Annotated in this window: 26 protein-coding genes; 14 read left to right on the forward strand and 12 right to left on the reverse strand. The window is 45.2% G+C overall.

Annotated elements, in window-relative coordinates; genetic code table 11:
* Positions 1–44: 44 nt before the first annotated feature.
* On the reverse strand, positions 45–1,193 hold the full coding sequence (locus QUA43_RS25590) for a transposase (protein WP_333377551.1): 1,149 nt from the start codon (positions 1,191–1,193) through the stop codon (positions 45–47).
* Positions 1,194–1,805: 612 nt separating this feature from the next.
* Here QUA43_RS25590 and QUA43_RS25595 point away from each other — a divergent pair.
* Positions 1,806–2,420, forward strand: a complete 615-nt coding sequence (locus tag QUA43_RS25595) for a hypothetical protein (protein ID WP_333377553.1) — start codon at positions 1,806–1,808, stop codon at positions 2,418–2,420.
* A gap of 416 nt (positions 2,421–2,836) precedes the next feature.
* Entirely contained in the window at positions 2,837–2,992 is a 156-nt protein-coding gene (locus QUA43_RS30965) for a transposase (RefSeq protein WP_445302005.1), read from the forward strand.
* 479 nt (positions 2,993–3,471) lie between these two features.
* Here QUA43_RS30965 and QUA43_RS25600 read toward each other — a convergent pair whose 3' ends face one another.
* On the reverse strand, positions 3,472–3,717 hold the full coding sequence (locus QUA43_RS25600) for a hypothetical protein (RefSeq protein ID WP_333377556.1): 246 nt from the start codon (positions 3,715–3,717) through the stop codon (positions 3,472–3,474).
* Positions 3,718–4,216: 499 nt separating this feature from the next.
* Here QUA43_RS25600 and QUA43_RS25605 point away from each other — a divergent pair, with 499 nt between their 5' ends.
* Positions 4,217–4,402, forward strand: a complete 186-nt coding sequence (locus QUA43_RS25605) for an HNH endonuclease (RefSeq protein WP_445302004.1) — start codon at positions 4,217–4,219, stop codon at positions 4,400–4,402.
* Between the two features lie 294 nt (positions 4,403–4,696).
* Positions 4,697–5,404 (forward strand): ROK family protein, encoded by a 708-nt coding sequence (locus tag QUA43_RS25610; RefSeq protein ID WP_333377559.1) that lies wholly within the window; start codon positions 4,697–4,699, stop codon positions 5,402–5,404.
* A gap of 154 nt (positions 5,405–5,558) precedes the next feature.
* Here the strand turns inward: QUA43_RS25610 and QUA43_RS25615 are convergent, their stop codons facing one another.
* A complete protein-coding gene (locus QUA43_RS25615) occupies positions 5,559–5,843 on the reverse strand; it encodes a WGxxGxxG family protein (RefSeq protein ID WP_333377561.1) in 285 nt (94 codons plus the stop codon).
* A 182-nt stretch (positions 5,844–6,025) separates the two neighbouring features.
* Between QUA43_RS25615 and QUA43_RS25620 the strand changes: the two genes are divergently transcribed.
* Positions 6,026–7,216 (forward strand): histidinol-phosphate transaminase, encoded by a 1,191-nt coding sequence (locus QUA43_RS25620; RefSeq protein ID WP_333377564.1) that lies wholly within the window; start codon positions 6,026–6,028, stop codon positions 7,214–7,216.
* Positions 7,217–7,691: 475 nt separating this feature from the next.
* Complete coding sequence (locus QUA43_RS25625; protein ID WP_333377567.1) at positions 7,692–8,234, forward strand: REP-associated tyrosine transposase; 543 nt, start codon at positions 7,692–7,694, stop codon at positions 8,232–8,234.
* 130 nt (positions 8,235–8,364) lie between these two features.
* Here QUA43_RS25625 and QUA43_RS25630 read toward each other — a convergent pair whose 3' ends face one another.
* Complete coding sequence (locus QUA43_RS25630; RefSeq protein ID WP_333377569.1) at positions 8,365–8,937, reverse strand: hypothetical protein; 573 nt, start codon at positions 8,935–8,937, stop codon at positions 8,365–8,367.
* A 102-nt stretch (positions 8,938–9,039) separates the two neighbouring features.
* Here QUA43_RS25630 and QUA43_RS25635 point away from each other — a divergent pair, with 102 nt between their 5' ends.
* From QUA43_RS25635 to QUA43_RS25645, 3 genes are all read left to right on the forward strand, one after another.
* Positions 9,040–10,230, forward strand: a complete 1,191-nt coding sequence (locus QUA43_RS25635) for an RNA-guided endonuclease TnpB family protein (protein WP_333377637.1) — start codon at positions 9,040–9,042, stop codon at positions 10,228–10,230.
* A 55-nt stretch (positions 10,231–10,285) separates the two neighbouring features.
* Entirely contained in the window at positions 10,286–10,711 is a 426-nt protein-coding gene (locus QUA43_RS25640) for a DUF2358 domain-containing protein (RefSeq protein WP_333377639.1), read from the forward strand.
* Positions 10,712–10,875: 164 nt separating this feature from the next.
* Positions 10,876–11,289, forward strand: a complete 414-nt coding sequence (locus QUA43_RS25645) for a fasciclin domain-containing protein (RefSeq protein WP_333377572.1) — start codon at positions 10,876–10,878, stop codon at positions 11,287–11,289.
* A gap of 189 nt (positions 11,290–11,478) precedes the next feature.
* Here the strand turns inward: QUA43_RS25645 and QUA43_RS25650 are convergent, their stop codons facing one another.
* Complete coding sequence (locus QUA43_RS25650; RefSeq protein ID WP_333377575.1) at positions 11,479–12,945, reverse strand: glycoside hydrolase family 13 protein; 1,467 nt, start codon at positions 12,943–12,945, stop codon at positions 11,479–11,481.
* Between the two features lie 750 nt (positions 12,946–13,695).
* Here QUA43_RS25650 and QUA43_RS25655 point away from each other — a divergent pair.
* Positions 13,696–14,985 carry a glucose-1-phosphate adenylyltransferase gene (locus QUA43_RS25655; protein ID WP_333377577.1) on the forward strand — a complete coding sequence of 430 codons (1,290 nt, stop codon included), beginning with the start codon at positions 13,696–13,698 and terminating at the stop codon, positions 14,983–14,985.
* Between the two features lie 224 nt (positions 14,986–15,209).
* Here QUA43_RS25655 and QUA43_RS25660 read toward each other — a convergent pair whose 3' ends face one another.
* Positions 15,210–15,413, reverse strand: a complete 204-nt coding sequence (locus tag QUA43_RS25660) for a hypothetical protein (protein WP_333198941.1) — start codon at positions 15,411–15,413, stop codon at positions 15,210–15,212.
* Between the two features lie 288 nt (positions 15,414–15,701).
* Between QUA43_RS25660 and QUA43_RS25665 the strand changes: the two genes are divergently transcribed.
* Together QUA43_RS25665 and QUA43_RS25670 are read left to right on the forward strand one after the other, a co-directional pair.
* Positions 15,702–15,947, forward strand: coding sequence for a hypothetical protein (locus QUA43_RS25665; RefSeq protein ID WP_333377580.1), 246 nt, complete (start codon positions 15,702–15,704; stop codon positions 15,945–15,947).
* A gap of 334 nt (positions 15,948–16,281) precedes the next feature.
* Positions 16,282–17,292, forward strand: a complete 1,011-nt coding sequence (locus tag QUA43_RS25670; RefSeq protein ID WP_333377583.1) for a J domain-containing protein — start codon at positions 16,282–16,284, stop codon at positions 17,290–17,292.
* A 162-nt stretch (positions 17,293–17,454) separates the two neighbouring features.
* On the opposite strand, the gene QUA43_RS25675 is transcribed toward QUA43_RS25670, so the two are convergent.
* The 5 genes from QUA43_RS25675 to QUA43_RS25695 all read right to left on the reverse strand — a co-directional run bounded on the left by QUA43_RS25675 (position 17,455) and on the right by QUA43_RS25695 (position 21,505).
* On the reverse strand, positions 17,455–17,730 hold the full coding sequence (locus tag QUA43_RS25675; RefSeq protein WP_333377586.1) for a DUF1816 domain-containing protein: 276 nt from the start codon (positions 17,728–17,730) through the stop codon (positions 17,455–17,457).
* A gap of 265 nt (positions 17,731–17,995) precedes the next feature.
* Positions 17,996–18,286: a DUF1816 domain-containing protein gene (locus tag QUA43_RS25680; protein WP_333377588.1), complete on the reverse strand. Its 291-nt coding sequence runs from the start codon at positions 18,284–18,286 to the stop codon at positions 17,996–17,998.
* Positions 18,287–18,521: 235 nt separating this feature from the next.
* Positions 18,522–19,277 carry a DUF2993 domain-containing protein gene (locus tag QUA43_RS25685; RefSeq protein ID WP_333377590.1) on the reverse strand — a complete coding sequence of 252 codons (756 nt, stop codon included), beginning with the start codon at positions 19,275–19,277 and terminating at the stop codon, positions 18,522–18,524.
* A 127-nt stretch (positions 19,278–19,404) separates the two neighbouring features.
* Positions 19,405–19,998 carry a pentapeptide repeat-containing protein gene (locus QUA43_RS25690; protein ID WP_333377593.1) on the reverse strand — a complete coding sequence of 198 codons (594 nt, stop codon included), beginning with the start codon at positions 19,996–19,998 and terminating at the stop codon, positions 19,405–19,407.
* Between the two features lie 94 nt (positions 19,999–20,092).
* Positions 20,093–21,505: an HD domain-containing phosphohydrolase gene (locus tag QUA43_RS25695; protein ID WP_333377596.1), complete on the reverse strand. Its 1,413-nt coding sequence runs from the start codon at positions 21,503–21,505 to the stop codon at positions 20,093–20,095.
* Between the two features lie 276 nt (positions 21,506–21,781).
* Between QUA43_RS25695 and QUA43_RS25700 the strand changes: the two genes are divergently transcribed.
* Both QUA43_RS25700 and QUA43_RS25705 read left to right on the forward strand, forming a co-directional pair.
* On the forward strand, positions 21,782–22,519 hold the full coding sequence (locus tag QUA43_RS25700; RefSeq protein ID WP_333377599.1) for a DUF2993 domain-containing protein: 738 nt from the start codon (positions 21,782–21,784) through the stop codon (positions 22,517–22,519).
* A gap of 234 nt (positions 22,520–22,753) precedes the next feature.
* Positions 22,754–23,296, forward strand: coding sequence for a DUF6658 family protein (locus QUA43_RS25705; protein ID WP_333377601.1), 543 nt, complete (start codon positions 22,754–22,756; stop codon positions 23,294–23,296).
* Between the two features lie 383 nt (positions 23,297–23,679).
* Here QUA43_RS25705 and psb35 read toward each other — a convergent pair whose 3' ends face one another.
* Positions 23,680–23,874 (reverse strand): photosystem II assembly protein Psb35, encoded by a 195-nt coding sequence (psb35, locus tag QUA43_RS25710; RefSeq protein ID WP_333377604.1) that lies wholly within the window; start codon positions 23,872–23,874, stop codon positions 23,680–23,682.
* Positions 23,875–23,887: the final 13 nt, after the last annotated feature.

Consider the following 23,887-nt stretch of genomic DNA (forward strand, 5'->3'; position numbering starts at 1 on the left):
ATCTACTGAATATGCTTTCATTGGTGTATTTTTTTAATCTATTCTTATTGTACCTCATAACACCCGGAAGTGCTGTAGGTTCCCGTGTGCCCCACGGTACGCAATCCCAGTTCTAATATATTTCGCGCAGCATTCCAATCGCGGTCTAAAACAAATCCACAATGCGGACAAATATGTGTTCTTTGACTTAGCGATTTCTTGACAACCTTTTCGCAATTAGAACAATTTTGGCTAGTGTAGTGCGGTGCGACGGCAACAGTAGCTACTCCAAACACTTTGCCAAAATATTCAATCCAATTCCTAAAAGCTGTCCAAGCGGCATCAGATATAGACTTGGACAGCTTTTTGTTTTTGACCATGTTACGCACCGACAAGTCTTCGTAAGCTACCAAGTCGTTGGACTGGACTACGCACCTTGCTAATTTCACAGCAAAGTCTTTACGCCGCCTACTTACCTTGAGGTGTTTTCTGCTTAATCGATTCCGCGCCGCTTCTCTGTTCTTAGAACCTTTCTGGGTTCGGGAAAGTCTGCGATTAAGCTTTTTGAGTGACCGCTCAGACTTTCTTAAATGACGCGGGTTCTCGACGGTATTACCATCCGAGTCCGTGTAGAAATGGGTCAATCCTACGTCTAAACCAATGGTTCGTCCCGTAGGCTCTCGCTTTTCTTTCCGTTCAGCATCAATACAGAATTGCACGTAGTACCCGTCGGCTCGACGCACTACGCGCACTCGTTTGATTTGACTCTTCTGGTAGAAATGCAAATCGCGAGTTCCCCACAACTTAAAACTTCCTGCTTTGAAGCCGTCGCTAAAGTTTATGCTTCTGAGATCTTCTGAAAGCTTCCATCCACAGGTTTTGTATTCAACAGAACCGCGGGTTTCATGCTTTTTGAAACGTGGAAATCCTTTCTTTCCCAGTTTTGCCTTTTTGCAGTTGTCGTAGAAACGAGCAATTGATGACCAAGCTCTCTCTGCGGAAGCTTGCCTTGCCATTGAGTTGAGCTTGGCAGCCCAAGGGAATTCTTTGGCAAGCACCGCACAGTATGCACTCAAGTCGTATCGATTCACACCCTTGGTATCTATCCAGTACCTGATGCAGCTATTACGAATAAAGCGAGCAGTACGAATGGCTTCGTCTAGCCTCTCGTACTGCTCGGTCTTTCCTTCTAGCTTGGCTTCAAATACTAACATTTACGTCTTGGAACTGGATATAAAACACTATATCACTGTTCTGGGGAAATTAAAGCCGTCCTAAAAGGACGGGGCTTTAGACCCATTTTCTTGGTAAACCGAGTATCGGCGACCTTAATCCCAACTGGTAGTAGCCTAGTTGGTTATAGACTAGGGGAGAGAGCAATTCTTGCAATCTGGCTGCGATCGCTTCAGTTGAGGCGAACTGGTACATTCCGATGGCGAATATGATCTGGATTTATAGTACGTCGTTTTCCCATGTTGCTGCCAGAGGCACACCTTACAGACAAGATTACCTTTTTGGCTCAGATGAAGTTCAGGCGAGCGGCATAAAATGACAAAGAGGCATTGTCTGGGGCTTAATCTTGAGACGGCAAATGGCTCAAACCTTGTAAATAAAAAGGCTGTAAGCATTTTCCAGACATTGGTAGCCCAGAGTCAGAAATGCTTTAATCGCTGTTCGCGTTACGCACCAAGGCTTAGAGGCAAGCTCAAGTTCCCCGAAGGGGGGAACTTGAGCTTAAGTTGTCACCAATTGGGTCTTGCTGGTAACGAGAAGCGATCAATTAGCAATTAGCAGCAATTAGTAATTACTTATTCTTTGGTTTGAAAATGTCTGTTAAACAATCACATTACGAGACTTTACTAGCAGAGTACAGCGAATCTTCGGCCGCGATCGCCCTGCTGAAAAAATATCGGGTTTACATGGAAATGATTCCGAGTATCCGCCGCGCCCTTGAGAGTTTAATCACAATTCCTTTGCCAATTGCGCGCTTGCGGGACGGGGTTTCTTATGCGGGAAGCAGCGGCACTAGCATATCGCCCGGACAGGCAGTTTGTTTGCCCTGCGATTTGGCGATTTTGATGTGCGATCCTGAATGGAAAGTTAAAATTGGAGTGGAAATTTTGATTTTCATTCATCGTCCGGGCGAAGAGTTTTCTGAGTTGCTCGGCCGCTGGCGGCAGTCTCAGGTTTGGCTGGATAAAGGTTACGAATGGGTGATGCCGCACCGCTACAGACATATTTACAGCGATGAAGCTGAGGCTGTTCATCCGCTATTTGTTTTGTTTGAGGAAACGCCGGAACTGATTCAACGGGGTTTGATGGCGGCTGGTTTGCCGTTTGTAGTGGAAAGTTTCGATTCTGGGAGTGAGGAGGTAGAGGAGGAAGAGTTTCTGGGTAGCGGGGAACTGGGAAGTGTTGGTGAAGAGAGTTTTGATTTGTAGGGTAGGTGCGATCGCACATAAGCTGTTGTGCCTTTGTAAACCCAGTATCTAAAAGAGTGTCTGAAGGGAGACCCAGACAATCTAGAAAGTCTAATAGATGAGAGGATGAAGGGAAATCACAAAAAAACCACAGATAAACATATAGAGATATTATTAGAAACTATAGAGAGGCTCTCAATAATTAGGATAGTATGAAAGGAATATGAACAGCGCAGAAATTGGCAACATACTTAAAAAATCCACAGTAATAACATTAAGTAGAGTCCAAGTTAGGAGGATATTAAAGTAAAAAAGTATGTTTGCCTTGATCGCTAAGTATAGCCTATAGTCCAAGATTAATCCAGAAAAAAGAACAGCGTTTAAAATAAAGATTGCCGAATATTTAAAAGTAGAAAAAAAAACCAGGACGATTACAGATCTGGTTTTGGGACGAGAGTGGATTTAGTTTAGGAGTCAACAGAAGAAAGAACTGGTTTAAAAAAGGCAGCCGAAAAAAGGTCAGAGTAAACCGAAGAAAAGGCAGAGTTAATGTAATGGGAGGAGTGAGGAATTCCGATAAAAAAAGTTTGTAGAGTTTCTGAATACAGGCAATTCACATAATATTTATGAATTCCTAAAAATCTTTGATAAAGAGCTAATTAATGAAGGGGTATCAGCAGCTAATCAAACATCACAATTTGCTGAAAAAGAAGCGAAAATAGTGATGGTTCTTGATAAGGCTAGTTTTGATATATAGCAGTTCTTAATAAAGTGAGGTATACCCTATGCCCTATGCCCACGGAGACCTATGCCCACGGAGACCTATGCCCGCTTATCAAGCGTGCACCTCATGTTACTGAGAAAGGCTATAGTGTTTCCTTAGCTGATCAGGTACAACCCATCCTTATCCATTAAGGGTTTTAGCTCTAAAGATGTACCTCACTTGTCTAGATGTCTAGATGCGTAAATTCATCAAAGAATCCCTCTGGTGTTTGAGGTTCTACTAATCCATATAACCACAGATATACAAAGTCCCATTACACTTTTCCGTGAGGCTTAATTCCTTAGCCAGTTAATTTCCTTCTTTGAATTGTGTGTAGCCCATTCGACTTTCGTCTTGACTCCCAAAGGGAATATTTTTCCATTCATTTAAAAATGTCTCAATCTGACCAGCGGCTGGCTTTTGCCAGGGATGGTAGTTTTTTTTTAATTCTTCTACTGCGCCTTTTTTCTGTTTTTCACTCACGGGACGTGGCGCCTTTAATTTTCCTCCATCGCCGATATCTAGCCCACTGATGTACTGTCCGATATGACACATCTACTTCACAACAGCTTGTCAACCATTGATGTACTTCTTTCTAGCTACTAAATCCTTCTGGTTGGAGCAATTCCTTTGATAATTTCTATACAGTTTCAGGATTCATTATACTTGGTCTTCCCGAACGTCGTTTCTGAAATAATAATTCTTCTATTCCCCCCGCAAGGGTAGCTAGACAACCATCTTTGTATTGTGGTACGATGTTTTCCTAACCGCACAGTAGCCGACAATACGGTTTCTACAGTTTGGGTCTTGAGCCAATACAGAACTTGCAGTTTTTCGTGGCGAGTCGCATCTTTACTCTTTCCGCAGAAGAGCTTTCAGTTCTTCTTGTGTTTCCCGAATCTCAATCTTGACCCACGACTGACATTTTTCTTCCTTCTTATATTTGGGTACTAACTCACAAAAAGGACACTTACTAGCTGTAGCACTATTTTAGGAAAATGGTATAAGTGGTAGTGAACAAGCCTAAATCTGATTCACAAGTGAATACAGAGGGATGGAGGACTATCAATTGACATCAAGTCGAAAGGTATTAGAAATAGACCACAAAATCCCTAGAGCGCTAGGCGGCAAGGATGAGTGGAAAAACCTACAACTCTTGCATCGGCATTGCCACGATGGGAAGATTGCCAGCGATGGTAGTCAGAAGTCCTGTAATGACAAAAGGAAACACATTGAGTAGCCGGATGAAGAGAAATTTTCAAGTCCGGTTTCGGAAGAGAGGGGCGGGATGATAACATCCCCCACGACTCTAGCGTCTCACGTCCGGTTCTGTAGTAGAGGTAGGTGTAGAAATGCCCCTATCGACTCTAACAGCTAGCAGAAATTTGACCGCTAACCGTCCCTGGGTGCAATCAATCGAATTAGAAGATGATCATTCTTTGGGAACTTTCCTAGCGGAAATGTGGGAAGCGATTAAAAAGTTTTGCCAATTCAAAAATTAAAATTTGACCAACTTGCAAGTCTTAAGAATCAAATGACTGAACAAGATCGATCGACTCGCACCTTAGCCGTTGACATTGGCGGAAGCGGCATCAAAGTTATGGTTTTGGACAATGAAGGCAAACCCCAAACGGAACGCAGCCGTTTAGAAACGCCTCAACCACCGAAACCTGAACCGATACTAGAGGCGATCGCCTCTTTAGCCAGCGGACAAGGGGAATTTGACCGAGTATCCGTCGGCTTCCCAGGCGTCGTGCGTCTAGGCGTCATCAAAACCGCAGTGAATTTAGATCCGTCTTGGATAGATTTTGACTTACAAACTACCCTCAAAGATCGCTTGGGAAAACCTGTGCGAGTGGCTAACGATGCCGATATTCAAGGATTGGGAGCAATTGCTGGGACGGGGGTAGAATTAGTAATTACCCTTGGCACCGGTTTCGGTTCTGCTTTATTTGTCGATGGTACCTTAGTGCCAAATCTAGAGTTAGGACATCACCCTTTTCGTAAAGGGGAAAGTTACGAACAGCAATTAGGGCGATCGGCATTAGATACAGTCGGTTCCAAAAGATGGAATCGCCGTCTGGAAAAAGCGCTCACCTCTGTGCAAAATCTCTTTAACTGCGATCGCATTTACATCGGTGGCGGAAATACTAAAAAGATTGCTTTTGAGTTACCGCCACAGGTTAAAATAGTACCAAATGTGAGCGGTTTATTGGGCGGCATTGCTTTGTGGCGTGATTGAGTAAACTTGGTGGCAAAAAGACCCATCAATATCAAAGAAACCGGATTTTTTGCTCGGATTAAAGGCAATAATCCAGTCTTTCGGTAAAAAACCCGGTTTCTGAATCCACGACGGTTGATTGAGTTTTTGGCTTGTGCGAGGGCCGTTTAAAAAATTATTCGCCCATCGGATCGCGGTAGCGTTTAGGTTCATCCTTGCGAAACAGATTCGCCAAACCGAGGATGCCCAATAAACCCAAAGCACCCCAATGATTGTTGTCGTTTTTGCTTTCTTGAAAGGGAGTTCTGTCGAGAACGACTCCATTAGAATCAGTATTGTTCTGGGCCGGAGCTGACTCCGTTTGAGCTGAGGCAGGCATAGCTGAAGGGAGAATAGCCAAACTCAAAGCTATGAGGGTAGCGGCGGCCTTTTTAGAGATATCGGACGGCTTGACTTTCATACTTGGTTTCCAAATATTAGCAGTTTCTTTCTAAGAATAATCAATTGGCCGCAGCCGACGCATCAATCGATCGACAGAAACTAAATCCCCCTCTCCTCTTGCTTTCGAGATAGAACAAGCTCTATGCTAAGTTCAGATGCTTCTAAGCAGATTATCTAAAATAAAAAGTCGTAAACTATACCATGCTTCCCTTTATCCGAAAAGATTTAGCCGAACTTACCGCATACACTCCCCATCCGGGCGGGGCGTCAGGAGAACCAGCGCACTCGGAAAGTGCGATCGATCGCCTTGATACCAACGAATGCCCCTACGACTTGCCAGAGGAATTAAAAAAAAAGCTAGCTTGGACTTACCAGCAGTTAATTGAGACAAATCGTTATCCCGACGGAGGCCACGCAGCGCTCAAAGAGGCGATCGCCCAATACGCCAACGAATCCGCAGAATCCATTCATGTCCCCCCCCTTAACAAGGGGGGGCTAGGGGGGGTTCCACAGCCAAAAACTGCCATTACAGCCGACAATATTTCTGTGGGCAACGGTTCGGACGAACTAATTAGATCCATCTTAATAGCTACTTGCTTGGGCGGTACCGGCTCTATTTTCGTTGCGAATCCCACCTTTTCGATGTATGGAATAATCGCCCAAACCCTCGGTATTCCCGTTGTGAGTGTTCGGCGGAAAGAGGAGACTTTTGAAATCGATATCGAGGCGGCTAAAAGGGATCTCGGCCAAAATCAAAATCCCCCCGTGCGCGCCGTCTTTGTCGTTCATCCCAATTCCCCCACAGCCAATGCTTTGACACCAGATGAAATAGAATGGTTGTCAACTTTACCCGAAGAGATATTAGTAGTAATTGACGAAGCCTATTTTGAATTCAGTCAAAATACTTTAGCAGACCAATTGCACCATCACCCAAATTGGATAATTTTGCGGACATTTTCCAAAGCATTTCGACTAGCATCAATGAGAGTCGGATATGCGATCGCCCATCCCGAACTCACAGCCACCTTAGAAAAAATCCGTCTCCCCTACAACCTTCCCAGCTTCTCGCAAACCGCAGCCGAGTTAGCCCTAGCGCAGCGGCAGTTATTGCTAGCAACCATTCCCGAAACTCTATCAGAAAGAGCCAAATTAATTGCAGCCCTAACTCAGCATCAAAAATTACAAGTTTGGCCGAGTGCGGCTAACTTCGTTTACCTGCGGGTGAAAGCCGGCGAGGGCGAGTCAGCCGAACAGGAACACAAACAAATCATGCAGCAGCTAAAAGATGGAGGTACTTTAATTAGGCATACAGGAGGAGGTTTGCGAATTACGGTGGGTAGCCCGGAGGAAAATCAGCGAACAGTCGATCGCATAGGAGAAATTTTTAATTGACAAAACCACTTAAAAATGCTGTCAAATCAGCGAAATCAATCAAATTACATAGAGTGTTGGGTTTCGTGCCTCAACCCAACCTACACTATTAAGTAAGCTGGCATTCTGTAGGTTGGGTTGAGCGATAGCAAAACCCAACACCCAATTGATTAATAATGTTGGCTTTCGTTCCTCAACTCCACGGCTTATACAGAATGTTGGGTTTCGTGCCTCAACCCAACCTACACTATTAAGTAAGCTGGCATTCTGTAGGTTGGGTTGAGCGATAGCAAAACCCAACACCCAATTGATTAATAATGTTGGCTTTCGTTCCTCAACTCCACGGCTTATACAGAATGTTGGGTTGAGCGATAGCAAAACCCAACACCCAATTGATTAATAATGTTGGCTTTCGTTCCTCAACTCCACGGCTTATACAGAATGTTGGGTTGAGCGCCTCAACCCAACCTACACTATAAAAATGAGTGCTTAGCCCATGCAGTATCGTCGTCTAAAAACTCCCGGAGCTACCTATTTTTTTACTATTGTTACCTATCAGCGCCAACGCTTATTTTCTGACCCCGCAATGGTAGAGCTGCTGCGCGCTGCATTCCGCAATGTTATAGGTGGATTTACCTTTACAATTGATGCTATTGTTGTTTTACCCGACCATCTCCATTGTATTTGGACGCTGCCCGATCAAGATGCTAATTTTTCAACTCGCTGGCGATTGATTAAGAATTATTTTAGTCGCAATTGTCCTGAGCAATACAAACAAAATCGTTCAGTGTCTCGTTTGAAAAAAGGTGAGCAAGCTATCTGGCAGAGGCGGTTTTGGGAGCATCAAATTAGAGATGAAGTTGATTTTGCAAATCATGTGGATTACATTCATTATAATCCGGTAAAGCATGGATTAGTTGCCGCACCACAGGATTGGGAATATTCCAGTTTTCATCGCTATGTGCAGGATGGTTCTTATTCAAGGGATTGGGGTGCAAATGTTCAGATGGAATGGGACAATGAGGTTGGTCAGGAATGATGAATATTAATTTTGCCACAAATCTTGCGTAGGTTGGGTTGGAACGATAGTGGAAACCCAACCTCAACATCGGTTGCGTTGGGTTTCGTTCCTCAACCCAACCTACGGCTAAAATGATGTAATAACATTTTTAATTATCAATCTGTCTCGCCGCGCGAATGGTTTGGGGAAATACGCCTACTAAAAGTGCCAAAGCTTCATCGGGAATGTGTGCCACAGTTTCCGAATCCAAATATTGTTCAAACTGAGTTAAAACCATTTGTGCCCGTTCCAAAGCTGCCGGCTTTGCCGTTAACTGTTCCATTAACCGCACCCACTGCCGCCGAATTCCAAAAGCTTTCTGTATTTCTTGGGGAGATTGAGGGCAAACCAAACAAAAATCGCCCACGGGAATCGCCTGCTGAGAGTCAACATCAAAAGCGCCCCCAACGGCAGCCCCAGGCCCGGCAAACTCCGCGTGGAAACGTTTAATCAAAATTAGACCGTTCCGGCGACGGCTATCTACCATCAACAGCTTGCCGCTGTTGATTTCTACGAGAATGTCAGAGGAGTGGGGGTGTTCTGTCAAATCTGTGCCAAGGTTTCGATGTCGCAAGTCCGGGTCAGCAGAAAGGCCGAGGGGGACAATATAATTAGAGGTAAGATTAGAGCTGGTTGAAGTATCAATTTTTTGATCCTCCCGCTGCCGATCGAGATTATTCATTTAAAGTTATCAGAAATTTGGGTTGAAAACCCCGTCCTTTGAGGACGGCTTTACATTTGCCTGATTTTGGTTTACCATACTAAGTATAGTTTGGTAAGTGCAATGTTCAAGGCGTTTAAGTATAGAATCTACCCAACAACCGAGCAAAGAGACTTACTGGTTAAGTCTTTTGGTTGTTGCCGTTGGTTCTACAATTACAGCCTTAACTTAACAACCGAAACTTACAAAAAGACTGGGAAGGGATTAAGCAGAAATGAAATAATCAAACTGCTCCCACAACTCAAGAAAGAGCATGAATGGTTAACAGAGCCACCTTCCCAAGTTCTGCAACAAGTAGCCGATAATTTGTCGAGTGCTTTTCTCAATTTCTTTGAAAAGAGGGCGAAGTATCCCAATTTCAAGAAGAAGCATCAAAGGCAGTCAATTAGATTTCCTCAAAAGATGAAATTAAGCGGTGACTACTTAACATTGCCTAAACTGGGAAAAGTTTACTGCAAAGTATCCAGAATTCCCGAAGGTGAATTTAAATCTGTCACGGTTTCAATTACCCCGAGTGGTGAATTCTATGCTAGTTGTTTGTTTGATGAAGGAAAGGATAAGCCAGAACTGTCTAAGGAAGGTAAAGCGGTAGGCCTTGATTTAGGTATTACTCATTTTGCTATTACCTCAGATGGAACCAAACACGGCAATCCTAAGCACTACCGCCATGAGAAAAAGTTGGCTAAGTACCAAAAGAGATTAGCTAAGAAGCAGAAAGGCTCTAACAACCGCAATAAAGCTAGAAAAAGAGTAGCAAAAGTACACCAGAAAATTACTAGATGTCGAGAAGATTTTCTCCACAAACTAAGTCGTAAATTAGTAGACGAAAATCAAGTCATAGTGGTAGAGAATCTAGCAGTGAAAAACATGGTACGCAATCATAAATTAGCTAAGTCAATAGCTGAGTTAGGATGGGGGAAATTTTGTACCATGCTGAAATATAAAGCAGAATGGGAAGGAAAAATCTACATAGAAGTAGATAGATTTTTTCCGAGTTCCAAAACTTGTAATCACTGTTTGCATCGAACTAGCGAAATGCCATTGGATATTCGCCTGTGGCAATGTCCTAAATGCGGAACTTTGCACGACCGAGATATCAATGCCGCTAAAAATATCCGAGATGAAGGTTTACGAATGTTAGAGGTAGGGCATACCTCGGTAGCTTCTGGAGAACGAGTAAGACCAAGCAAAGGCACTGCTTTTGTGAGGCATTGTTCTGTGAAGGAAGAATCACCGCTCATGAAAGGACGGTGAGTGTCAAAAATTAATACTGTCACAAGGTGGTAGTTTGAGCGCAATCGAATATCAAATGCAGGTAGAACAAGCAGTAGACACCCTGAAAGCGGATCTCCCGACGCTGTTTGAGAAAGACATCTCCTACGACATCTACACAAAAGATGTTTATTTTCAAGACCCTGTTAACAAATTTAAAGGAAAAATCAACTATCGCATTATCTTTTGGACTTTGCGATTTCATGGGCAGCTATTCTTTAACGAGATTTACTTCGACCTGCACGATGTAGGTCAGACAGCCCCTGATGCTATTGTGGCAAATTGGACTGTTCGCGGGACACTGCGGGTTCCCTGGAAAGCTCGGATTTTTTTTAACGGCTACTCTACTTATAAACTGGATAAAGACGGCTTAATTTACGAACATATCGACACCTGGGACAGAGAGCCCGGAGAGATTTTAAAGCAGTTTTTCCGCAAGGGGGAGGAGGCGACCCAAGTATAAGCCAAAAGGTCGATCGCGCTGAGCCATCAGAGCCGACAACCGAATTAACTTATAATGGCTAAAATAATCATCATCCCTCCGATTCATTTTCTGCTATTTGTAAATTGCTAAAATGATTGTCGCCTCTGATTCATTTTCTGCTATTTGCACTCCTGAAAAACATCATGGCTGATATTGTCCAGACTGCCACCAATGCGGGCTCTTTCAAAACCCTCGTGACTGTTATTGAAGCGGCTGGTTTGTTAGATTTATTGCAAAGTCCGGGCCCCTACACCGTCTTAGCACCCACTGACGAGGCATTTGCCAAAATTCCTACGAACACTATTACGTCTTGGCTGGAAGACATACCCAAGCTCAAGAAAATTCTGACTTATCACGTTCTGTTTGGCGAGGTACTAACTGAGAATTTGCTTGAGTTAAGTTCTGCTGAAACAGTGGAAGGTTCTGTGGTGGGAATTGATACTTCTGACGGCATTAAAGTGAATGATGCTAAAGTTATCACTCCCAATATTCTTGCTGACAATGGCGTGATCCATATCATTGATGCGGTGCTAATACCAGCATTGGTTGCAGCATAATCAAACTTGGGATATCTCTAAATTTAGTAGGGTACTTATGGGCGCACCTTACATTTTAAACTAGAGAAATTACGCAAGTGTCACAATTAGTAAGGTGCGTCAGAGTCCAAACCATCGATCATCCGTCCCTAACTCGGTCTGACGCACCCTACAAGTCGATTGGATCGTGACACTTGCGTAATTGCTGAACTAATTATCCGAACCTAAAATCAATCCTGATCGCGCCGGCAGCATCAATTCTAAAAGGCGAGTTTCCCCGTCACCTTTCCAAACAAACTCGCCTTTCCCAAACAGCAATTTATCGTGAGGATATTTCAACTTAGCTGGCTCAAAGCTAATATTAGCTGCTTCTGTCGCGACATTGACAGCAACAACTATTTCCTCATCCCCCAAAATTCTGGCAAAAACGTAAACCGTTCCCTCAGCAAACAGAATTTGGTACGAACCAGTGCGGAGGGCAGCGTATTTGTGCCGCAAAGCTATCAACTGCTTGTGGTAATCTAAAACATCAAGTTCCCAGTGACCTTGTAAGGGGAAACCGCGGCGAGAATCGGGATCGAGAGCACCGGGCAAACCAACTTCATCGCCGTAGTAAATGCTGGGAGCTCCAGGAAAAGTTAACAGTAGCAAAGTAGCGAGTTCGACGCTAGCTTTATCGCCTCCTGCAATTGTTAACAACCTCGCAGTATCGTGACTGGCCAACAAATTAAGTTGAGTTAGCTGTATCGGCCACGGGTACAGTTCCAAAACGTGCTGAATTTTGTCGCCGTACTCTTTAGCAAAAAGCGGCGGATAGGGATGGTAAGCACGGCCTTCAATTTGAGTTAAATCTACCCTATCCCCCGCTGCAAAAGCAATAGTCGGTGCAGCAAAAAGATAATTCATCACGCCGTCAAATTGAGTGCCGTCGAGCCATTCTCTCGCATCTTCCCAAACTTCGCCGACAATGTAAGCTTCGGGATTAACTGCTTTAACTCGGTCTCGAAATTCCTGCCAAAATCCTGGGTTTTTAATTTCAAAAGGAACGTCCAACCGCCAGCCATCGACGCCGAATTTAATCCAATATTCGGCGATTTCCATGATGTATTCTCGCACTTCTGGATTGTCGTGATTGAATACAGGAAGGGCTCTATTCCCATCCCAACCGGCATAATTAGCAGGAAAATTGCCGTCGTAGGCCGATAGCGGCCAGCCTTCAATCTTAAACCAATCTACCCAAGGAGAATGGGGGCCGTTTTCGAGGATATCATGAAAGAAGAAAAAGCCACGGCTGGCATGGTTGAATACGCCGTCGAGAACGATTTTGATATTGCGATCGTGGGCAGCGTCTAGAAGCTCTTTAAAAGCTGGATTGCCACCCAACATCGGATCGACTTGATAGTAGTCGTGGGTGTGGTAGCGGTGATTGCTGGCCGACTGAAATATGGGGGTGAAATAAATTGCGTTAATTCCTAAGTCTTGCAAGTAGTCTAGCTCTTCCATCACCCCCCACAAGTCACCGCCTTTGTAGCCTTGCAGGGTGGGGATTTCGTGCCATTCTTCCCACATGAAGTTTTGCAGCAGGCGTTTGCGAGGCTGTTTGCTTTTGGCGAAGCGATCGGGGAATATTTGGTAGAATACCGCGTGTTTAACCCAGTCCGGCGTTTGAATTTGCATACACTTTTTCTAGCTTTTACGGCTTAGGCTACAGTAGCAGAGGTTTCTAGGGGATCTAACTTTTGGTAGAGAATAGACATTTTATCCCTTTTTGTCGATCGACAAATTGTAAAATATTACACAAATTTGCCGTCAATCTAAGATTGAAAACTGACTCTACCTAGAAGAAATTTATCGTCCCGACGGGCGGCGCTTCCTGAGTGCTGTGGAGTCGGACAAACTCAGATAACAGGAACGCCCCCAAAAAAAAACCGGCTCAAACTCAAGCAGAACCAGAGCGGAAGGAAGGGCCCGTGGTCGTGGGATCTTCGACCTGCCTTGAAAAAGAACAACAGCGCCATGAGCCTCGATCGAGAAATTGTGAAAATGGGGAATTTACCCAAAAAACTTGTTATTAACAGCCAAAACCCCGAACCTTATTCTTTCCTTAAACTGCCTTTATTTATTGAAAGGTATTTTAACTCACAACTCAAAAATTTTTTAAATATCCATAGGGATTGATGGGTATTTTAACTCACAACTCAAAACTCCTAACTCCAGCCCCGGACACACTCCAACTCTTCTAAACCGGATTTTTTAACTCTTATTGAGAGTTTGAAGAAGTATTTGGATTAAACAACCCGGTTTCTGTGTAAGCGACTCAACTCATAACTCAAAACTCAAAACTTCCTTGCTCCCCCCCCTTGTCAAGAAGCCCTCACCATCCGACACTGTACTTGGAGAGTTAATCGACCCTAGGGAGAAAGTTCCTTGAAAAAAGTCTTAGCCATCATCCTCGGTGGCGGTGTAGGCACCCGCCTTTACCCCCTAACCAAACTGCGAGCCAAACCCGCAGTTCCCCTCGCAGGCAAATATCGCCTCATCGATATTCCTGTCAGCAACTGCATAAACTCGGAAATAGTCAAAATCTACGTCCTCACCCAATTCAACTCGGCATCCCTCAACCGTCACATCTCTCGCACCTACCAGTTTTCCGGCTTCACCGAGGGATTTGTCGAGGTGCTCGCCGCCCAGCAAACTCAGGAAAACCCCAACTGGTTTCAAGGGACAGCCGACGCAGTTCGCCAATATCTCTCGCTGCTAGAACAGTGGGACGTTGACGAATACTTGATTCTTTCCGGCGATCACCTGTACCGCATGGACTACCAGAAGTTTGTGCAGAGACACCGCGAAACCAACGCCGATATCACCCTCTCGGTTTTGCCAATGGACGAGAAGCGGGCATCGGATTTTGGTTTGATGAAAATCGACGACACCGGCCGCATTGTTTCTTTCAGCGAAAAGCCAAAAGGCGATGCGCTCAAACAAATGCAGGTGGATACTACTACACTGGGACTGACAGCGCAGCAGGCTCAGGAAAGTCCTTACATTGCTTCGATGGGGATTTACGTCTTCAAAAGAGAAGTTCTGATTAAACTCCTGAAAGAATCTCCAAACCAAACTGATTTTGGTAAAGAGATAATTCCGAATTCTGCAAAAGACCACAACGTTCAAGCTTATTTGTTTGACGATTACTGGGAAGATATCGGAACCATTGAGGCTTTTTACGAGGCTAACTTGGCTCTGACAAAACAGCCTCAGCCGCCTTTCAGTTTCTACGATGAAAAGGCGCCGATTTACACTCGCCCGCGTTTCTTGCCGCCGACTAAGCTTTTAGATACTCACGTGACTGAATCGATTATTGCTGAAGGCTGCATTCTCAAACAGTGCCGGATCGACCATTCTGTGTTGGGAGTTCGATCGCGCATTGAAGCTGGATGTACGATTCAAGACACCCTGGTTCTGGGTGCGGACTTCTACGAACCCGACGCCGAAAGGCATTCGAGTTTGGACAACGGCGGCGTCGCCCTCGGTATCGGTGCAGATACTACAATTCGCCGCGCGATTGTGGATAAAAATGCCCGCATTGGCCGCAATGTTCAAATAATTAATAAAGACCGAGTGGAAGAAGCCAACCGCGAAAACCAAGGTTTTTACATCCGCAGCGGCATTATCGTAGTCCTGAAACATGCCACGATTCCTGATGGAACTATCATTTAGTTATTAGTCATTAGTCATTAGTCGTCAGTCATTAGTTTTTTAAGTTAAAATCTGTTACCTGATTTTCAAGTGACTGATGATAAATAATGAAATTAGTGACAGATCACCAATGACCGATGACTGATGACTGATGACGAAATTCATTCTTTTTTTGTTGATTATTAATTCTCACCGCTGATTGAGGTTGTCGAAATACTTGGTTTTATTCAAAGGCTCGCGCATTATTAATAAGCGACCGTCTCTGTTACTGTCTGCCGTGATACAGATATGTCCGATCGCCTGCGTCTGGCGAATAGCTTCTGATTCTTGTATTTGCGCTGGTAGCAGGACTGACAAATGCGCTGCCCGTTTCTGAGTACCACAGCACTCTCGGAACTATCTTTCCAATCGTCGCAGCAGCCGCAAGGCCAACTTAGCAAATAATTCATAATCTTAGCACCCTCGTAGCGTTAAAAGCTGATCGCTCTACTATCCTATCTTAATGTTTTATAAAAATGTGTGATTTAGCTAACAGACAGCGGAGAAATTATGTTATATTACTTTGACTTAAATCTATTCATAGGTGGTAAAAATAAAATTTTATAGCACTGGTCTGGGGTGAATAAAAAATATCTAGAAATTTTGTGGAATAACGGCGCAATTTAAGGTATTATATAGTTACAATTCAAAAAGCAGATTGGATCGAACTTGCTGATGAAAACCTGCTAAGATGCGGATTGGGTAATCAAGCTCATATCGAGAAGTTGGATCGCACCGCGCCCCGGAAAAAAAGAGCAAAAAAAGATCGATCGTCCGCGCAAGTCAACCCTCCTGGGCTCGCGCCCGCAACAGCAGCAGCTTTCCCCGCCTCACCTCAACCGGGCTGCCGCCTCCCGAAAGCCCTAAGCCTCATAACTCCCCAAAACTTTTCGCCGCAGGAGTTTCACCGTCTCAAAGCTCACAGGTATAGCAACGGCATATAGGGTAAGGACGTTCTTAATTGATGAAAGCATTGTTTTTGCTGTCGAATGCCAAAAGCATTTCGAGAGGCGGCTGCTCCGGCTCCCTTCAGCACGAGAGAGCCGAATGCTATAAAATCTTAAACAGCAGCGGAGTGCGGAAATTGCGATCGAACACCAAGCAACAACCGAACTCTATCGAGTCCAAACCTTTGATAACCTATAATTTGAATGAGATGCCGCAGGCACTTCGGCTCCTGGCATGATACTAATGCGCCATCCTGCGGCTAATTTGGGATTTATTCTTTCTAACAACTAACAACTAACAAATAACAACTAATAAAGAGGGGATTGCTTAATGGCTGCAACAGATTTTAAAGACTATTACGCTATTTTGGGACTCAACAAAACGTCCAGTTCTGACGAAATTAAAAAAACTTTCCGCAAACTAGCCCGCAAATATCACCCGGACATGAACCCCGGCAACAAAGAAGCCGAAGCTCGTTTTAAAGAAGTAAACGAAGCTTACGAAGTGCTCTCAGACCCTGAAAAACGCAAAAAATACGACCAATACGGTCAATACTGGAAGCAAGCTGCCACAACTCCAGGCGGATGGCCGGGCGGGGGCAGTACGAATGTAGACTTTGGCGGGGTTGACTTCAGCGAGTACGGCAGTTTTGACGAATTTATCAATGCCTTGCTAGGTCGCGCAGGTAGTAGTCCGGGTAATGCCCGCAACGCCAAGTGGAATTACAGCAACTACCGCAGCACGAGCGGCGGGCCCACCGGTTTTGGCGGATTTGAAGATTTCGCGGGGTACGAAAACCGCACCGCAGGAAGCTCTCTCGACACCGAGGTCGTCATTTCCCTGACTCTGGGGGAAGCATTTCGGGGAACTTCTAAGCGAGTCGCCACGGGCGAAGTTTCGATTCCAGCAGGAGTGAAAACCGGCAGTAAAATTCGGGTAAAAGGCAAAGGTCAAGTTGACCCGTACACGAAGCAACAGGGAGATTTGTATCTAAAATTAGAAGTGTTGCCTCACGCTTTCTTCCAGTTTGAGGGAGAGAATTTGGTGTGCGAAGTCCCGATAACTCCCGACGAAGCGGTGTTGGGAGCTTCAATTGAAGTGCCGGCACCTGAAGGTATGATTACTGTGAAATTTCCAGCCGGGATTCGTTCGGGTCAGTCTTTGCGGTTGCGGGGCAAAGGATGGCCGAAACCGAAGAAAGACGAGCGGACTGATTTGTTAGTAAAAATTGCGATCGTGCCACCGAAAGAAATTAGCAGTGTAGAACGCGAATGCTACGAGAAAATCCAAGCAAATCGTACTTTTAACCCTCGCAGTAATCTCAATCAGATGGTGCTTTAAAAAAGCGTGCATTTCTCGGACGCAAATAAGATTCTTTCTTCACTATTTCCTCGGGACACAGCATTGTTGTGTCCCTAGTGTATACAAGCGCGATCTCATTTGAAAAATACCCTGTTAATAAGTCAACTTTTCTTCGCCCGTAATTTGCAGTTTCCAACCTTCTCAAGACTCTTCACTAGCTCTTAGCTGAGTAGGTTGGCTACCTTGTTTGAGGTTGATGCTAATTTTTTTAGCTCCTTTGTTCTCCAGGTCTCGGATGTAGCCGATCGATCTATCGGAAGCTTCCTCTCTGCTGTCATAGGGCCCAAAGTAATAGGTACGCTTTGGCGAATCTGTATCAACTTCTACCCACCATTCGTCGCGTCGAGTGCTGCTAGCAGGTTGAGCTAGCAGCCAAAAAGCCGTGAAAAACATACCCAACATAGAGATTTCAAACATATTTACCTCTGAGAAGACTTAAGTAGTTTTTACTCTTCTCAATTTATCAACGCAAGGGGAGCGATCGGATCTTCCTCAGTGCTGATTTGACGCAGGTAATTTTTGAGACTAGCTGCTGTCTAAAATCAGCATTTTGGTGGAGAAGAATTTTAGGCTGGGTGGCTGTAAGTCATTGGTAGACATACAAAGTCCGCAAGGTAAGGACTAGAAGAAGAGTGTGTTTATATTATTGTTGAGGTTTGAGTTAACTCAAAACTCAACATCCTTAAATCGCTACAGTTTCTGAGACTTCTTCTTCGCAAATGGTAAGATGCGAAGGCTGACAGCGTTTGATGCGGATACTAACCCTTTTAGCTCCCTCGCTTTCCAAGTCTTCGATGTAGCCTGGAGTATTGCTGGAAGCTTCTTTGTCGGTGTCGAAGGGGCCAAAATAGTAGGTACAGTGGGGCAAATCGGTGACAATCTCTACCCACCATTTCTCAGACCGGCGGTGGGCCGGCCCGGCAAACACGGACAAGACTGCGACGTAGATACAAAATAAATAAAATCCGAGCATCTTTATTCTTGAGGGTGGTTTAATTTATTATTTAAATGTATCAAAATAATTTGTCCGATCGAATCAATCTCAGTGCTGATTTTGCGTCGATCGACTTTAGATGCGAGATTTAAGATCCTAGATTTTTCTTCCCATCTAAAATCTAAAGCAAAACCCGCCGGTGCGGGTTGTTTGCTAACTAAAAAATGCTCTGTTTCCGAACTAGATGGCTGGGTAAACCTCAGCAGGCTGAGGTTTAGCGCTTGCCTTTGGGGAACTGTTCGATACCCGCCCAACCGTAGAAAACCAGCTCGTCGTTCTGAACTCGGCAGCGGTCTACTCGCAGTTGAGTGCCTTCTAAGGCAAATTTGTCTAAGTCTAGCAAGTTATTTACGTGGGCAATTATAGCTTGACCCAAGTCTACTGCTTGCCCGTCACCGCCGTAAGTAACGCTGACAAATTGGATTTTGCGTCTGTCTTCTACTTGCAATTGAGCAGTAATATCTATGTTGACCGGTTCGCTGGCATCGCCTACGGTAATTTCGGACTGAAGCCGAATTGATTTGTCGGTTCCGAAGCTGACTTCAGTGTTTTGAAAGTGCAGAGATTGCTCTTGGTACTTCAGCTTCTGGAGTTTTTCAACTACAAAAGGTGTATTGAATGAGGTGGTTAAATCCGATCGACTTAAGACTACTCGCATATTTGCCTGGGTAGGCTGCCGCAATTTCACTTGACCTGCAAAAATCGCTCCAAAATCAATGGAGAGTGCTTGCAGGTAGAGTTCCATCACTTCTATGCGAAGGCCGTTGTACATCAACATACCTTTGCCAACGAAGTCGAAACCGTCGATGCTTCCCTGCAAGAGTTTGGCTACTGGTTCGACTCGGATGTTGGCCTCGGCCTTTTCAGAACGCTTGAATAAGGCTGCGATCGCAGCTCCTGCTACTTTACTAACAAGGCGATCGCCACTTTGACCTTGAAAGGATGTACCGCTAAACAAAGCTGCTACCATTTATTCGTTTGCTCATCTACAGTCGCCATTATAACCTCATATTAAGAAATGTAAAAATAGCTTGTGCTTATTCACCTCATAAGCAGATATTGTTTTTTGTCTGTCTTCAAAACAACATTGTTGAAATTTAAAGGCTCAGGGGGGTGCCTTGGAGACAGGCGCGATCGAGCAACGCTCCATCCCAAACGGTTTGTTCGATCATGGCGCAAAGCAAATTAGCCCCCGTCAGGTTAGCGCCGCGCAGTACGGCTCCATTCAGGATCGCTTCTTCCAAGTCAGCTCCTGACAAATCAGCGCCGGACAAATTGGCATGGCTCAAATCGGCGGAGTGCAAAATTGCCCGAGCCAAAGCAGCGCCCCGCAAATCGGCGCCCCGCAAATCGACACCGCTCAAATCCAAATTGCCGATGGATGCCCCCGTCAAAAAAGCACCCCCAAAACTTGCGTCGCGGACTAAAGCGTTAGCGAAGGAAGCTCCCCGCAAATCGGCATTGCGAAAATCTGCGCCTCGCAGGTTGGCGCCGCTCAAGTCAGCGCCACGGAGGTTGGCTCGCAATACGGCCCGCTGCAAGTTAGCGCCGGCGAGATTAGCTCCACTCAAGTTGGCTTGAGACAAGTTAGCACCGGCGAGATCCGCTCCGGCTAAGTCTTTGCCGGCTAAATCAGTGCCGGCCAACATCAAAATTTTGCCTTTGCGTATGGCTTCGAGGTCATTAGTCATTAGTCAGTTGTCAGTTGTTGGTTATCAGTTGTTGGTTAACAATTAACAGTTAACAGTCAACAGTTAACAGTCAACAGTCAACAGTCCAGTTATTTTATAATGCCGGAGCGGTCGCGGTCGTTCGATCGCCCAAATCCTCCAACCACACGTTAGGCAGTTGGCTAGGGCGAGTTGGTAACTCCATCAAACCCATTTCTGCCAGCCTGACGACGTTGCCGAGAGTTTCCACCAAAGCCGGATCGAAGCGAGTGCCCGACAGTTCCCGACACTCTTCCAAAGCTTCGCTCAAACTTAAAGCCGGACGATCGCCACGCGGTTGAGTCAATTCTTGAAAATCAGCGACCAACCCCAAAATCCGCGAAGCAACGGGTATGGTTTCGGCTCGCAAACCCTCTGGCCTGCCGCTGCCGTCCCAATATTCGAGTTGGTGCTTGACAATTTCCGCCACAGGTGCTAGTTCCGGCATTGCTTGCAGCAGTTGGGAACCAATGAAACTGCGATCGCGCCAAAATGATAAAGTTGCTTGGTCGAAAGCATCGGGAGTGCGATCGAACACCTCATTCGGGGCAGAAATTAAGCCGACTCGAAACACCAATCCAGCCAGCCGCAGCCTCCGCAACTGCAAAGCCGGCAAATCCAGGAGTTGACCCAAAGTTTCCGACAAAGCCGCCACCTGCAAAGACGCTGTAGGATTTGAGGTATCGCGTTCGTCCACGCGCTGGGCCATCCGCAGAAAAGCTTGAAGTTTGTTAGCGTTCAAATTGCGGCTGACGCGCAAAGCTTGACCTTCCAATTCCCACAACTCGCGGGTTTGGCGGTTAATTGCTACCATTTGCTGCTGAGAACTTTGCAGGTAAGTGACTATCCGCGATACCACGCCACTAATGTCTGCCAAGGGCGGGCCAACGGTAGCCAGGATTTCGTGGTACATTTCCAGCAAACTGTCGGCCAGGGGAGAGTTGTAATGTCGCGTCTGTTCTATAAAAATTTCTGCTGCCGCCGACACCAAAGATTGGTCAAACGACCACAAACCGTAAAACTTTCGTTCTGTATCTACTTCTGGCTTGCCCTCGGGCAAGTATTCCTGGGCTGAAAGTTCGCGACAAAGCACCATTGCTTTGTATGTCGGGGCGAGGATGATTAAATTCCATTCTTCGATGATGGGGTCGTTTTCATCGAGATTTATTAAAGATACATTTTCTAATTGCCCGGTTTTGTGGGTAGCGAAACCGCTGTCGGCTACTGCACCGATGACAACGCGCCGAGAGGCATTAGCAATATCTAGGTAGCGATCGGCTTCCTGTAAATACCATTTTCCCTGCTGAAACGTTACCAAAACTAAGGGTTGGAGTTCGTTCTTTTCCCCGCCACTGGTTTGCAAAATGTGGTCTTCTAGGGCGTGACATAGGGCTACTAGGGTGTTTTTGAAGTATACCCCGTAGCTAGAAGGAAGTTTTCCGTCGGGAAGTGTAGCTTGTAGTCTGGCGAGAGTTGATTCTGGATTCATTGCAAATGGCGGTGCCGGCTCTTAACTTAATTGTAGCGGGCGATCGAACTTCTAGAAAAGACTTTTGGCAAAAATCCGAGTTTTTGATTTTTCCCCGCTTCGCCACGAAGTCAATGTAGAGTGCGCCGAAGAGCAGCTTACTAATTTTAGTAATTTTTGGGAAACCCTCTGTCTTTGGCTGAGTTTTTTTAAGACGAGAAACCTGCCGAGAGGAAGACGCTAACTCAATTAAGTATTAACTACTATTTTTAAACAATATTATTAGGAATTCTGAGCGTGCTTCAACAAAATAGAAGTTTAGGGGAACAGGCGATCGACAAAGTGGCCGAGATTGCTATTGCTAGCAAATTAGACGAATCCGAAACTTTATCTGTCACAGTTAACGCCGATCCTGTCCAGCTAGCCCAGGGAGAAGTAGAGGCCGTTGCCGTTGAGGGCAAAGGATTGGTAATGCAACAAGATTTGCGCGTGGAAGAATTGCAAATTCACGTCAAGGATATTGCTGTCAATCCCCTGACCGCTATGTTTGGCAAAATTGAACTTAACGGGCCTGCCTTCGGTGGGGCGCGCGCAGTTTTAACAGAAAGCGATATCAACCGCGCTTTTAATTCCGAATACATCAGCAGGAAACTGAAAAACTTAAAAGTTACTGTTGACGGACAACTGCGGACAATCGACGTTAAAACTATTGAGTGCCAATTGCTAACAGAAAAAATCGCTTTAAATGCTGAGGTATTGGTGCGGGAAACTGCCTCAACTGAAAAAATTTATTTTACAGCAAAACCTCAGATCGCAGAGGGCGGTTGGGCAATTTCTCTTGAGGATGTCGAGTATCCCGAAAACAAGGAATTTTCGCCGGAGTTAACTGAAGCTTTGGCGGACAAAGCTGGTGAAGTTTTAAACTTGCGAAATTTTGAAATTGAGGGAATGTCCCTGCGAATTCAGCAGCTAAATGTGGAAGCTGGTTTGCTGACTTTGCAAGCTGAAGCGAAAGTCGAACAATTCCCTAATTAAGAGCTTGTAGGGTGTGTCATAAACAAAAAAGCTCTTCAATTCCAGTAACTATTGGAACTGGCGCACCCTACCATTATGCTTTGCTTTGGAAAAATCTCCGCAGTTTATGAAATCCCTCTAAAGTTATAAAAAAGTCGATAGCAACCCGCATCAAAATATCACCGCCGTTAGAGGCAGGCATGGGGAGTTTACTTTTACTCTTAACAAGTGGTAGTAAAAAATCGGAAAAGTTTTGTGAACACTGTAACTGCTTTTTTTAAAAGACTGCGTATCGGTCAATTTTTGACTGTATTTATGGCAGGTGTGCTGCTATTTACCAGCACAGCTTGCAATGCGGGCGATGTTCGAGGTGCTCGGCCTGACAATCCTCCCGTTCAAGCTGGAGGAATGAATAACCCTCACAAGGCTGGCGGTGATGGATACACGAATTATCAAATGTCTACTGACCCTAAAGTCAATCAATTGCCTGCTAAAGCAGAAAAGAATCGGGCTGATTTGTCGATCGTGGGCGATCGTCTCCTGGCCTCGACTACCGCTGAATCTAATTCCTCAAAGCTGCTTTATCCGGGTTCTGCACCGATGGAAACTGACAAGTTCGACCTCGAACTCGGCGGAGATAAAACTCTGTTAGAAGCGCCAGACGCACAAAGCGAACCCGATGCCAATATTTTAGAGAGAGTAGGCGCCGCCGTTAAGGATGCTTCTGCTTTCCTGAAAGATAGCGCTGAAGATGCCAAGGAAAGCTCGGTTACGAAACTCAATCCGCTGCAAAAATAAGCAAGCAGAACTTGCGTGGTATCGCCGATTTGTAGGGGCTTTTTCAGAATTGCCCCTACATAATATTCACAAGACTTACGCAGAAATTCTATTCTATATCAGTCGAGGACGCAGAATCTGTAGGTGCACTGGGCGCACCTTACGCTATATGTATCGTCTAAAACTACTTTTTAGCCTTATGCCTGTATATGTAAAGTGCTTAGGGACGCACCTGATTGTAGATTTTAGATTATTGGGATTTGAAATTTCTAGGACTTGCGCCAAAAATGGAAAAGTGAACCATTGAAATTGCCGCGCTCCGGCTGGCAATGACAAACTCGCAATGACCGAGTTTTCTCATTAATGGACAAGTCCTGCTTTTATTCCTCTAAAGAAACTTTGTTTTATTTACCTTTGGAGTCAGAAACATCAGCAATCAAATCGTCTTTATCAACTTTCGGTACAAAATCAGGGCGTTCTTTGGATTCCCAACCGGGGGGACGCTTGGAGTTATACCAGGCGATCGAGCCGATCGTAACTGCGGCAATAAAGCCAGCAACAAGAACTAATATTGGGGTCGTCAAGGTGACATCTGTCATGATAGTTAAATCC

The organism is Microcoleus sp. N9_B4 (genome assembly GCF_036701635.1).
GTDB lineage: Bacteria > Cyanobacteriota > Cyanobacteriia > Cyanobacteriales > Microcoleaceae > Microcoleus.